At 58.1% G+C, this 13,687-nt stretch carries 7 protein-coding genes; 5 read left to right on the plus strand and 2 right to left on the minus strand.

Translation table 11 applies throughout. The annotated features are described in order from the left end of the window. The 5 genes from CFN46_RS15515 to CFN46_RS15535 form a co-directional block, all read left to right on the plus strand. On the plus strand, window positions 1–4,557 hold a 4,557-nt coding region (locus CFN46_RS15515), incomplete at its 5' end, for an S-layer family protein (protein ID WP_141103674.1). Between the two features lie 65 nt (window positions 4,558–4,622). Then, window positions 4,623–6,437 (plus strand): TolC family protein, encoded by a 1,815-nt coding sequence (locus CFN46_RS15520; RefSeq protein WP_176426503.1) that lies wholly within the window; start codon window positions 4,623–4,625, stop codon window positions 6,435–6,437. An 89-nt stretch (window positions 6,438–6,526) separates the two neighbouring features. Beyond that, window positions 6,527–7,330: an efflux RND transporter periplasmic adaptor subunit gene (locus CFN46_RS15525; protein WP_024952985.1), complete on the plus strand. Its 804-nt coding sequence runs from the start codon at window positions 6,527–6,529 to the stop codon at window positions 7,328–7,330. Between the two features lie 33 nt (window positions 7,331–7,363). Continuing rightward, entirely contained in the window at window positions 7,364–8,704 is a 1,341-nt protein-coding gene (locus tag CFN46_RS15530; RefSeq protein ID WP_088744080.1) for an efflux RND transporter periplasmic adaptor subunit, read from the plus strand. A 23-nt stretch (window positions 8,705–8,727) separates the two neighbouring features. Continuing rightward, the gene (locus tag CFN46_RS15535; protein ID WP_176426504.1) at window positions 8,728–10,839 is read left to right on the plus strand and encodes an HlyD family efflux transporter periplasmic adaptor subunit; all 2,112 of its coding nucleotides are present in this window, start codon (window positions 8,728–8,730) and stop codon (window positions 10,837–10,839) included. A 219-nt stretch (window positions 10,840–11,058) separates the two neighbouring features. Here CFN46_RS15535 and CFN46_RS15540 read toward each other — a convergent pair whose 3' ends face one another. Beyond that, entirely contained in the window at window positions 11,059–12,306 is a 1,248-nt protein-coding gene (locus CFN46_RS15540; RefSeq protein WP_088744082.1) for an AGE family epimerase/isomerase, read from the minus strand. Next, entirely contained in the window at window positions 12,306–13,649 is a 1,344-nt protein-coding gene (locus CFN46_RS15545; RefSeq protein ID WP_088744083.1) for a trehalase family glycosidase, read from the minus strand. Before CFN46_RS15545 ends, CFN46_RS15540 begins: the two co-directional genes overlap by 1 nt. Window positions 13,650–13,687 lie beyond the last annotated feature (38 nt).

Consider the following 13,687-nt stretch of genomic DNA (forward strand, 5'->3'; position numbering starts at 1 on the left):
TATACGGTTGCGGGTCTGCCGGCAGGTCTGGCCATCAATGGCACCACCGGCGAGATCACCGGCACCCTGAGCGCCGATGCCTCGCAGAATGGTCCGTTCGAGATCACCGTCACCGCCAATGATGGCAATGGCGGCACGATCAATGACGTCTTCACCCTGACGGTCAGCAACGTCGTACCGGTCGCCACCGATGACGCGGCGACAGCGGTCGAGAACGTGACGCCGACCACCGGCAACGTGCTGACCAATGACAGCGATGGCGGCATTGATAGCACCGACAGTGACATTCTGGTCGTCAGTCAGGTGGACGCCGATGCCGACAATGTCGGTGAGGCGATTGCCGGCTCCACCGGTGGTCTGATCACCATCAATACCGACGGCAGCTATACCTTCGCGCAGGGCACGGACTTTGATGATCTGGCTGACGGCGAAAGTCGTGTCACTGCCGTCGATTACCAGGTCAGTGATGGCCAAGGTGGCTTCGACACTGCCACGCTGAGCATCACCGTGACTGGCACCAATGATGCGCCGGTCGTCGCGACACCGACCGATGACATCATTGCCGTCGATGGTGAGACCCTCACGATTGCTGCCGGTGACGCCTTCAGCGATGTCGACGCCACTGACACGCTGGCCTATACGGTTGCGGGTCTGCCGGCAGGTCTGGCCATCAATGGCACCACCGGCGAGATCACCGGCACCCTGAGCGCCGATGCCTCGCAGAATGGTCCGTTCGAGATCACTGTCACCGCGGATGATGGCAATGGTGGCACCGTCACCGATACCTTCATCCTGACACCGAGCAACATCGCGCCGGTGGCGGGTGATGACGCTGCCACTGTCGCCGAGAAAGCGCCGGCCTCCGGCAATGTGCTGGATAACGATGCGGACGGTGGTAACGACACCGATGCCCTGACGGTCAGCCAGGTCGGCGAAGATGCCGCCAATGTCGGTCAGCCGACTGCCGGTGACAACGGTGGCCAGTACACCGTCAATGCCGATGGCAGCTATGACTTCGCGCCGGGCGCGGACTTCGACGACCTCGCGGTCGATGAAACTCGCACCACTGCCATCAGCTACCAGGTCAGTGATGGTCAGGGCGGCTTCGACACCGCGACGCTGAGCATCACCGTGACTGGCGTCAATGACGCGCCGGTAGCGGTGCAGGACACCAATGCCACGACAGAGAATAATGCTGTCAGTGGAGATGTCCTGCTCAACGACAGTGATGTCGATGCCAGTGATATCTTGATCGTTAGCCAGGTCAGTGACGATGCCGCCAATGTCGGTCAGCCGACTGCCGGTGACAACGGTGGCCAGTACACCGTCAATGCCGATGGCAGCTATGACTTCGCGCCGGGCGCGGACTTCGACGACCTCGCGGTCGATGAGACCCGTACCACCACCATCAGCTACCAGGTCAGTGATGGTCAGGGCGGCTTCGACACCGCGACGCTGAGTGTCACCGTGACCGGCACCAATGATGCACCGGTGGTCAGTACCCCGACGGCTGATGCGAATGCCGACGATGGCGATGCGATCGACATCCCGGCGGGCGATGCTTTCAGTGATGTGGATGGCAGCGATGAGCTGTCCTTCACGGCCGAGGGGCTGCCGGAAGGGGTCATCATTGATCCGGCTACCGGCCGTATCACGGGCACCCTGACGCCGGATGCTTCGCAGAATGGTCCCTTCGAGATCACCGTCACCGCCAATGATGGCAATGGTGGCACCGTCACCGATACCTTCATCCTGACGCCGAGCAACACCGCACCGGTGGCGGGTGATGACGCCGCTACCGTCGCCGAGAAGATGCCGGCCTCCGGCAATGTGCTGGATAACGATGCGGACGGTGGTAACGACACCGATGCCCTGACGGTCAGTCAGGTGGGCGAAGATGCCGCCAATGTCGGTCAGCCGACTGCCGGTGACAACGGTGGCCAGTACACCGTCAATGCCGATGGCAGCTATGACTTCGCGCCGGGCGCGGACTTCGATGACCTCGCGGTCGATGAAACTCGCACCACTGCCATCAGCTACCAGGTCAGTGATGGTCAGGGTGGCTTCGACACCGCGACGCTGAGCATCACCGTGACCGGCACCAATGATGCACCGGTGGTCAGTACCCCGACGGCTGATGCGAATGCCGACGATGGCGATGCGATCGACATCCCGGCGGGCGATGCTTTCAGTGATGTGGATGGCAGCGATGAGCTGTCCTTCACGGCCGAGGGGCTGCCGGAAGGGGCCATCATCGATCCGGCTACCGGCCGTATCACGGGCACCCTGACGCCGGATGCTTCGCAGAATGGTCCCTTCGAGATCACTGTCACCGCGGATGATGGCAATGGCGGCACCGTGACCGACACCTTCATCCTGACACCGAGCAACACCGCGCCGGTGGCGGGTGATGACGCCGCTACCGTCGCCGAGAAAGCGCCGGCCTCCGGCAATGTGCTGGATAACGATGCGGACGGTGGCAACGACACGGATGCCCTGACGGTCAGCCAGGTCGGCGAAGATGCCGCCAATGTCGGTGAGGCGATTGCCGGCTCCACCGGTGGTTTGATCACGATCGCCAGTGACGGTAGCTATACCTTTGCCCAGGGCACCGACTTTGATGATCTGGCCGATGGAGAAAGCCGTATCACGGCGATCGATTACCAGATCAGTGATGGTCAGGGTGGCGTGGATACCGCGACGCTGAGCATCACCGTGATCGGCACCAATGATGCGCCGGTGGTCAGTACCCCGACGGCTGATGCGAATGCCGAAGATGGCGATGCGATCGACATCCCGGCGGGCGATGCTTTCAGTGATGTGGATGGCAGCGATGAGCTGTCCTTCACGGCCGAGGGGCTGCCGGAAGGGGTCATCATTGATCCGGGCACTGGACGTATCACGGGCACCCTGACGCCGGATGCTTCGCAGAATGGTCCCTTCGAGATCACCGTCACCGCCAATGATGGCAATGGCGGCATGGTCACCGATACCTTTACGCTGACGCCGAGCAACACCGCGCCGGTGGCGGGTGATGACGCTGCTACCGTCGCCGAGAAGATGCCGGCCTCCGGCAATGTGCTGGATAACGATGCGGACGGTGGCAACGACACCGATGCCCTGACGGTCAGCCAGGTGGGCGAAGATGCCGCCAATGTCGGTCAGCCGACTGCCGGTGACAACGGTGGCCAGTACACCGTCAATGCCGATGGCAGCTATGACTTCGCGCCGGGCGCGGACTTCGACGACCTCGCGGTCGATGAGACCCGTACCACCAGCATCAGCTATCAAGTCAGCGATGGTCAGGGCGGCCTTGATACCGCCACCCTGAGTGTCACCGTGACCGGGGCTGATGATGCGCCTGTTGTTGTATCTGATCTACCAGACCGTACCGCCGGAAATGGCGGGGATATCTCAATTCCTGCCGGAGAAGCCTTCGCCGATACTGATGCCTCTGATGAGTTGACGTATTCGGCAAGTGGCCTTCCTGAAGGGGTGATGATTGACCCGCAAACAGGCCATATTTCGGGGCAGCTGGCTCTGGACGCTTCTCTTGATGCTCCATATGTCATTACCGTCACTGCTGATGATGGTAATGGTGGAACTGCCAGTTACAGTTTCACGCTATCCGTTCCGGCTGAGCCTTTGGCGTCACCAGGAATCACTCAAGCCCCGAGCACCTTTGTTCCTGACGCACCTGTGACAGATCCTTTTGTCAATGAGGTGCTTGGGGCAGAAGGATTCGTAGCTGGTAGTGATGACTCGCAGGGGCAAGATGGTGGGAATGACATTGGCAATCTCGACTACTTCCTTCGGACAGCCGCTTCCAACACTCTGAATGACATAGGTGCGTTTGGCCTGCCAGAAGCGATGACAATTCGCTACCAGGGGACGCAGACCGATGGCTCGCCATTACCGGGGACTTTGACAGTGGATGCTTCCTCTGGGCAGCTGTCTGGAAGACTGCCGCCGGGAATGGAGCGTGCACGAGTTACTGTGATTGGTATTGATGAATACGGTAATGCGCAGCCGCGTGAAGTATTGGTCGATGCTGATGGACAGGTGCTGGAAGAGCGTGAGGATCAAGTGCTGTATCGCCGTCTTGATATCAGCATGGATTCCCAAGGATCGGCCGAAGTCGTGCATGAAGAGAATGCCGGTAATGACATGCAGATCGGCCGTATGAGTCTCACCGGCTCGCGCTTGGTTATCACTCTGAATGACCCACGTACTGCGGTGGTCACTCTATATGAGGCCTCTCTTGGCGATGGATCCTCTTTGCCAGCAGGGCTGTCGATTGATCCGCAGACAGGTGATGTAGTGGGTGACATCAATGGGATAAGTGACTCTCTGAATATCCGAATCGTGGCAATATCGGGAGATGGTACAACTCGCATCTTGTCTTTGGATATTGCATTGCCTGAAGCCTTGGATACCGCCGAGGTTCGCTGGCAGTCGCTAGGTCAACAGGCTGAGGAAGCATTGGCAGAAGTTGGCGATAATCACCAAGAAGATAGTCTGGCCAATCGCTTGGCTCGTATGTTTGGTCTGTCATGAAGCATGGCCAATTATTATTAAAAATAAGCACGGACTTCAATAAAATGACTTCAGGAAAGGGACTTATGAGTCAAAAGATACTCACGGCATCACCTCTGGCAGCGTTGCTTTTGTTAAGCGGCTGTGCAGTCACTCCAAATCCACTGACGATGGCGGAAATACAGCCGAAGGCGGCTGAGGACGTCAAGACACTCAACGCCTCGCAGAGTAAGGTGACAGGGTTGCTGACGCCCGAAATGGCGGTTGCAAGGGCACTGCTCTATAACCGGGATAGGCATGTCAAGACGATGCAGTCTGCCCTGAGAAGCCAACAATTGGATGCAGCCAACTACGACATGCTGCCGTCATTGACCGCGCGCGCCGGTTACACGACGCGTAGCGAATATGAAGCCACCCAGAGTGTGCCTTTTGTCGATGGTGAGCCGAGTAATTCATCAAATGACAATAGCTACAGCATTTCCCAAGAGCGAAATCGCAAGACTTACGGTGTCGATTTCACCTGGAGCATTCTGGATTTCGGTCTTTCCTATGTGCGGGCAAATCAGAGTGCTGATCAGTATCTGATTTCTGTCGAGGAAGAGCGCAAGGCGGTTCAGAATCTGGCACAGGAAGTGCGTACCGCGTATTGGAAGTCGGTCTCTGCTGATCGTCTGCTGAACAAGGTTGAGCCGCTGATGGTTCGGGTCAACGAATCGCTGGAGCGGAGTCGCACAATCTCACGTCAGCGTCTTTCCAATCCGCTGGACAGCTACTCCTACGAGCGCAGCTTGCTGGACGTGAAGCGCAGCCTGGATAGTTTGCGCAATGAGTTGATCGGTGCGCGTGAAAAACTGGCCAGCCTGATGGGACTTCCACCGACTACCACGCTCGAACTGCCGCAATATGACACCGCACAGCTCAAGGCACCGAAGGCCAAGCTTGATGTGGCGACCATGGAGCAGACGGCGCTGCTGATGCGTCCTGAAGTGCTGACGACACATTATCGTGAACGTATTGCGCGTGACGAAGTGCGGGCCTCACTGCTCAAGATGTTCCCTGACCTGAGCTTCTCCGCGAGCTATTCGTACGATGACAATCAGTACCTGCTTTTCCAGGATTGGACCAGTGCCGGGGCGGCTGTCAGCTATGACCTGCTCAACGTTTTCCAGGCGAAAGCCAATAAGGAAGCGGCAGAGACAAGTGTAGAGATCACGCGTGAAGAACGTCTGGCTACATCACTGGCAGTATTGACGCAGGTGCATCTGGCTCAGCTCAAGTACGTGGCAGCTGACCGTGATCTTGGAACTGCACAGAACTACCTGCAGGTCTCGCGTAATATATCCGATCTGGTGACTCAGCAGTCTCGTTCCGGCAGCATCGGCGAGCTGACCGCTATCAAGGAGCAGCTTAACTCTCTGATTGCCGAGTTGCGTCGTGACCTTGCTTATGCGCAGATCCAGAATGCCTACGCTCGCGTTTACCAAAGTATCGGCCTGGACCCTTATCCGAAACTTGAAGGTACTGCTGAGCCGGCACAGCTGGCCAGCGCGTTGGTGCAGCGTCGCCAGGATTGGGACGACGGCCAGATTGGTGTCGTGGTTGAGCCCATTTCTGAACAGTCGCCAATCCTGAAGCAGGGCGAGAATGGTGAAGCGCCGTCCTTCAGCTTTGATGCCAACACCTTCGCTGTTGCAGGCTCTGTGCATTACAGCTTTTCCACCCCCGCGGGAGAGGGGCTTCCGCAGTGGCTGACATTCTCTGAGGCCACGCGGACCTTCACCGCTGTGCCGGGATCACCGGCCACGCCTGTCACCATCATGATCAAGGCCGAGAACGAAAAGGGTGTCTATGCGTTGGATCGCTTTGTGCTAGCGCCGGATAGCAGTTTGACCGAAGCGTAACCTTCGCCTCTTCAGAAGTCTTTCGGGAGAGCGCCGTCTATCCAAGACGGCGCTCTTGTTTTCTTTATTCATTGGTGATGGCGTAAATCATGAAAAATTTAGGCATTCGGTGCGAAAAGCTGCGGCACTGGGGCACTGTCGTCACGCTATCGTGTATTTCTCTGACGCTGGGTACTGCTGCACATGCGGCTGGTGAGGAAGATGCCGCAGAGTCGCGATTGGAGCCGCAGCGCGCTGTCATTGAGGCAACTGACAGAGCCACTATCAGCAGTGAGGTCAGTGGCCGCATCGAAAAGATGGAGTTTCGTGAGGGGGATGCTTTCACGAAAGGGCAGACGCTGGTCAAGATGGATTGCAGTCTTTACGCTGCCGAGCGCGATCGTGTCGGCGCGAGGTTGGCAAGCGCGCGGCGTCAGCTGCAGAACAATCAGCGGCTTCTGGAGTTGCGTTCCGTCGGCCAGTTAGACGTCGATCTGTCGCGACTGGCTGTCAACGAGAACGATGCCGAGTACCGGATCGCCCGTACCAACATGAACCGGTGTGATATCAAGTCGCCTTACGACGGCCGTGTTGTCGAGCGCAAGGCTAGCGTAGGTCAAAGTGTCGAGGCTCAGGCAGAGCTGTTGTCCATCGTCGGACAGGCGCTCGAGGCGCGCATCATTGTGCCGGCTGACTGGCTTGCCTGGCTGGAGCCGGGACGACAGGCACAGCTGACCATTGAGGAAACTCGCGAGAATGTGTCGGCCAAGGTGACGCGAGTAGGAGCCAGTGTCGATCCTGTCAGCCATACCATTCCCATCTGGGCGGAGATCAAGGTCACGCCAGCTCTGCGACCCGGGATGACAGCTTCCGCGATTTTCACGCCGCCACTTGATTTATCGCAAGGGCAGTAAGGCAATGAACCGGGCAGTAAGTGAGACATTATCGTGAGTGAGCCGAATCAATTCGATACCGCACAACTCTCGGCATTATTTGATGTCGAGCACCGTGCTCGCAAAGCCGAGACCCTCAAAGCGCTGCGTTATGTGGCTGTCAATGATGCCCGTCAGGTGATCGACTATCAGCAGGCTGCGATGGTGGAGCGTTCCGGTGTCAATGGATGGCGGATTACTGCGCTGGCCAATGTGCCCTCAGTAGATCGCAACAGTCTTTATGTTCAGTGGGTCGAGCACGTCATGGCTCACCACCTTCCTGTTGGGTCAGAGCCTACCGTGCTTGGTACTGACGGGATGGATGAATGGGCGCTTGCTACCTGGCGAGAAGTCTGTCCCGGGCAGGTGTTACTGGTGCCAATGAATACTCGGGAGTCCTCGGCCTCATGGCTCTGGTTGACCCGAGAGGCTCCCTGGCAACCAGCCCCTATCAACTTGGCGGCACATCTTGGTGAAGTATTCGGTCATGCCATGAATGCGTTCGTCCAGACTCGACAGCGCGCTCAATGGCGAAGCAGACTCCGCTCATCACGACTGTGGTGGGGGGCATTGGTATTGGCTCTCCTGATACTTTGTCTGCCGGTGCGGTTATCTGCACTGGCGCCAGCTGAGGTGGTAGCAAGAGCTCCCCTGATGGTGTCATCTCCGATGGATGGCGTAGTGGATCATGTGCTGGTTGAACCCAACGCCCAAGTCATCAAGGGCCAGCCACTGGTCAAGTTGCAGGACATTGATGCCCAGGCAAGGCTCAAAGTGGCTGACCAGGCACTCAATGTTGCCCAGGCACGCTATGAACAGGCCCGACAGGAAGCGTTCGGTGATGCAAAGTCGCGTGCCAGCATGGCCGCGTTGAGTGCCGAGCGTGATTTGCGAGCCGTGCAGCGTACCTACGCTGAGGTCCAGTTGGAGCAAGTGATTCTGAGGGCTGATGAGGCCGGGCTGGCAATTTTCGACGATCCCAATGATTGGGCAGGGCGGCCGGTACGGACAGGCGAACGCATCATGCAGCTGGCTGACCCATTGGATCGTAAGGTGAACATTGAACTCCCGGTTGATGATGCTCTTGTGTTATCCAAAGGCGCACCGATCACTCTATTCCTGGATTCTCGCCCACTATCTCCCATTGAGGGCGAAGTCGAGCGAGTTAGCTACAAACCCATCATTAATGGTCGCGATCAGCTGATCTATCATGTGTCGGCCACATTGGAGGAGTCTCCGGACTTTCTACGCATCGGGCTTCGTGGGACGGCGCGTATCAGCGGTGATCGTGTACCGCTGGCTTATTACTTGTTCCGTCGGCCGCTTGCAGGCCTGCGCCAAGCCTTGGGGGTCTGAATATGGAGTCAATGCAGGCTCCAATGGACGATGCTCCTCTGCCCGAATTACGAGCCGATCTTCGTCTTAGTCGTAGTGCTCCAGATACAGATGGCGCCCCGATGTGGACGTTGTTTGACCCGATGCGCGGACTCTACTTTCACCTGCATCTCAGCGGGCTACGTATCATCAGGCTCTGGCGGCAATGTAGCACTCTTGGCGAACTTGTCTTGCGGGCAAAAGCCGAGGGCGCTGCCTTGGATGATGGTGATGTCGAGGGATTAGTGCGGTTTGCGGAGGCCAATCACCTGGTAGTGGTGCAAGGGCATGAGGGTCGGCAGCGTCTCGCCAGTGCAATGGAACAAGTACGTGTTTCGACGGGTAGCTGGCTACTGCATCATTATCTGTTTTTCCGAATACCCTTGGTACGTCCAGATCGGCATCTTGAAGGCCTGCTGCCATTGGCGCGTTTGCTGGTCAGTCGTACGGCGAAATTTCTGCTGCTGTTTCTTGCGATGCTGGGGTGCTACTTCATCGTGCGTCAGTGGTCGGATTTTGTCGGTACCTTGGTGCGCTTTCTTTCCTGGGAGGGCATTTTCTGGTACGCGCTGGCGCTTGTGATTGTGAAGTCAGCCCATGAACTCGGTCATGCTCTGGTCGCCAAGCATTATGGCTGCCGAGTGCCCACCATGGGAGTTGCCTTTCTCGTCATGTTTCCGATGCTCTACACCGATGCAACGGATACCTGGCGACTTGAGAAAGATCATGACCGGCTAAGAGTCGCCATGGCTGGCGTCATGACAGAGCTAACAATCGCGGTGTTGGCAACGGTGTGCTGGGGACTCTTGCCGGATGGTGCGCTAAGACAGGCGGCCTTTTTCCTGGCCACGACCAGTTTGATAACGTCTCTGCTGGTCAACTTGAGCCCCTTCATGCGTTTTGATGGTTATCACGCCCTGAGCGATCTATGGGGGATTCGCAATCTGCAGCCACGGGCCTTTGCGATCACCCGTTGGTGGTTGCGTGAACGACTGTTCGGCTTTGGCGAGCCACCGACGGAAGCTTTTACCCGTCGTCGGCGCCACTTGTTAGTCGTCTATTCCGTATTGACCTGGCTTTATCGCTTCTTCCTGTTTCTGGGGATCGCGTTACTGGTCTATCACTTTGCTTTCAAAGTGCTGGGCATCATCCTGTTTGCGGTCGAGATTTTCTGGTTCATCCTACGGCCTATTATGAATGAGATCCGAGAAGTGAGTAGACGCCGCATATCACTGAATATGCGCACCATCATCACGATCATGAGTGCCTGCTTGATACTGGGTATCTTGTTTTTACCTTGGCAAGGTCGGGTCTCGCTCCCTGCCGTGCTCGAAGCAGATGCCCATGTCGTATTGTTCCCTCCCGAATCGGCGCAATTGAAAAAGATGCCTGTCTCACAGGATGAGCATGTATCGGTAGGGCAGATCGTTTATGAACTCGAACAGCCTGAGATCAACGTCAACCTGCAGCAAGCCAGGCGGCGTATACAGGCGATAAAGGCACGTCTCGCACGCCGTGCGGGTTCTGCAGATGATCTTGCACAGCAGGGAGTGCTACGCACCCAGATGGCTGAGCTTGAAGCGCAAATCAGTGGTCTTGAGTCCCGTGCTCGTGCCCTCGTGATACGAGCGCCCATGGCGGGTCGGGTGGATATGCCAGGCGTCTTGCATGAAGGCCAGTGGCTGGATTCTCGAACGCGACTTGCCGATCTCGTCAGTCAGCACAGTCTACGAGTCAATGCCTTTGTGCGTGAGCAGGACCTCGAGCGTATCCGTGTCGGAAGTTCGGCGCGATTCATCCCTGACGATGGCAACCACGATAGCGTGGACTTGACCGTGCGGAGTATCGATAACGTAGGGGCTGAGCGGTTGGCTTACCCCGGGCTTGCAAGCCGCTATGGCGGCCCTTTGCCTGTCGAGGAGCGGCGCCGAGAGGACCAGGACGGTTTGCGTCTTGAGGACGGTATCTATCGTGTCAGCCTGGTGCCTGATAGTGATGCTTCAGTGCGTGACTGGCAGGTCTACGGGAAAGTTTCGGTGGAGGGGCCTGCCGAAAGTCTGGCGGGTGCTATCTTCCGGCATGCCGCCAGTGTCTTGATACGCGAAAGCGGCTTTTGAGACTGATAGCGCTCGAGCTTCGTGCCGGTGACTGAATACTGACAATATTCGTACAGCGTTGCCCGCCAGTCCTGGGCTTGAGGAGTCATGAGTCATTCACTCCATCTGATTGGTCAGGCCCTGTGGATGACAATGCGTCAAGCATGAAAAGCCCCACTGTCTTTACTGAAGGCAGTGGGGCTTTTGGGGTAATGCATGTGTTAAGAGCGGCCTGGTCCGTCAGGGCTGCAAGAGGCCCTGGCAGCGCAATAGCTCATGACAGGCACCGAGGCTGTGGTAGTCGCACTTGGCGCCCGGGGAGCTCTTGAGGTCATCAAAGCGCTGGTTGTCAGCATCGAGTATCCGATACCAACCGCCGTGCCGATGGTCGATCAGATGCGCCCAGGCGTATTGCCAGAGACGGTCATACCACGCGGTATAACCGTCATCGCCGGTAGCTTCGTACAACAGTGCCGCTGCGACCAGGCTCTCGGCCTGCACCCAGAAGTACTTGTCGTCGTCGCAGATGCGACCGTCCGGCGCGAAGCCGTAGTAGAGCCCACCACGCACGCTGTCCCAGGCTAGATCCACGGCAGTATCGAACAGACGCTGCGCAGTGGGGAGCAGCCATTCATCATCGCGATGACGCCTGAGCATCAACAACAGTTTGGCCCATTCGGTGAGGTGACCCGGCTGGAAGCCCCACGGACGATAGAGGTTCTTGGGATCGTCGCGGTTGTAGTCCCAGTCGACATTCCAGTCGTGATCGTAATGTTCCCAGATCAGGCCATCCGCCTTGGCTGCCTGACGCTGACAGATGTTGCTGGCAAGCGTCATGGCGCGTGCCAGATAGTGTGTCTCAGCGGTGGCCTCATAGGCGGCCAGCATGGCTTCACAGGCATGCATGTTGGCATTCTGGCCACGGTAGTCAGACAGCGTCTGCCAGTCGGCACTGGCTTCATCGGCATACAGACCGTGGTGCTCCGACCAGAAATGTTGCTCCATCAGTGCGTGGGTCTCGTCGAGCCAGCCTCGGGCTTCCTCGATGCCGGCGCGATAGGCGGTCGCGTAGGCCAGTATCACGAAGGCCAGCCCATAGCACTGATTGGTGTGATCGGTCTCGCCGTCCTCGCTGAGTGACCACAGATAGCCGCCGGTCTCTTTGTTGAGGTGGACCTCGCGCAGATAGCGGATGCCATGGTGAGTGGCTTCCAGGCATTCGGTGTCGCCAGTGCGCAGGTATTCCATCGCAAAGTTGAAGATCATTCGTGTGCTGCTGACCAGATGGCGAGCTGTCGGCGCATACACTGTGCCGTCATCACGCCAGGCCTGGAAATAGCCGCCACGCTCATGGTCCACCGCGCGCGGCAGGTAGAAATTCATGATCGAACGGATATGCACGTCCAGAAACTCACGGCTGGCAAAGGAGGCGGGTGGTGCCACTGGAATGTCAGGCTGAGCTGTCGTCAGTGTGCTTTTCGCGGCCATCAGGAGACCTCCACGGCACTGTCCTGCGCCTTGTTCGCAGTGAAAATGTCCAGCGGATTGAGCCAATAAAGATCCATCGCGGCCGTCCATGAGAAATCGCGTCCGCCACAGCCTTCGCCTGTCACCGAATTGAAGTATTCCCAGTAACCCGCGGCCGCGATGCAATCCTTGCTGGCCTGTTTGATCTGCGCAGCCTCCTGGGTGAGTCCATGGTCTTCACAGCCGATGGCCAGCATCCAGTTGATATGTAGCCAGCTTGGCCCGCGCCAATAGCGCTTCGGCTCGAAGCGAGTGCTCTCGGGATGGGTTGAGGCAACTCCATACGGTGCCTGGGCCAGCCAGTCAGCGACCAGACCTCCCATCTGTTTGGCCTGGGCATCGTTGGGCAAGCCCGCGAACAGCGGCAGTATCCCGGCGGTGGTCACATGCTCCAGCAGCACGTTGGCACGCGCATCACGGCTCAGGAAGCAGCCGAGCTCTTCGCTCCACAGTGCCTGCACGCCTTCCTCGGTACGGGCCAGCGATTGTTTGAGACTGAACAGCGCTTCGCCATGGGCGTTGACGAGATCGAGACTGGCAGCATCCTCTTCACACAGCGTAACCAGGTCCCGCGTGCCGCGATGCAGGATGGAGATCAGGCTGATATCTTCCACGCGGTACGGGCAGTCGCGATACAGCACCTTGGCATCGTGATCATTCTGCTGGAAGAACTTCACCAGGTAGATGTAGCGGTCGTATTCGTATTTGTGCGGGCGCTCGGACGGGTCGACCAGCCCGGTATCGCGGCGTACGTATTCGGCATCGACGGCCGGTACGCCAGCCAACGGACCATCCCACTGTGGACTGTTGTCCATGCCGGATTCCCACGGATGGTAGCTACAGACGCGCCCCGTACCTTCAGGGTCACGCTCGCGATAGAACCACAGGTGATAATCGATGACGGCCGGCAGCGTCGCGGCCAGCTTTTGCTCGGCAAGCGTCCGGTCACGACCTTCCTCGAACAGGATCTTCATCACGCTGGCTAGCACGGGCGGCTGTGAGATGGCGCTGGTCGACGGGCTGCGCTGCACGCCCCAGACCTCCGGCCCCGGGAAGTAGGTTTCCGCATCTCCATGGAAGACAATGTGCGGCACCATGCCGTTGTCCCACTGGCCTTCCAGCAGGCGCTCCACTTCGCGCCAGGCGCGCGCTTCATCACCGGCGGCCATCCAGCCCAGCGCCGTGATGGCGGCGTCCCAGTTCCACTGGAAGGGATAGAGGCCACGCGTGGGTACGGTATAACCGCCCAGATCGTTGAGCTTGAGAATGTCGTGGGCACTTGGGGCATCGGGCATTGCTGTCATGTGCAACGGGCTCCGTCGTCGGGTTGAAGGTCAGACAT

The sequence above is a fragment of the Cobetia sp. QF-1 genome (assembly GCF_002213105.1).
GTDB classification, from domain to species: Bacteria; Pseudomonadota; Gammaproteobacteria; order Pseudomonadales; family Halomonadaceae; genus Cobetia; species Cobetia crustatorum.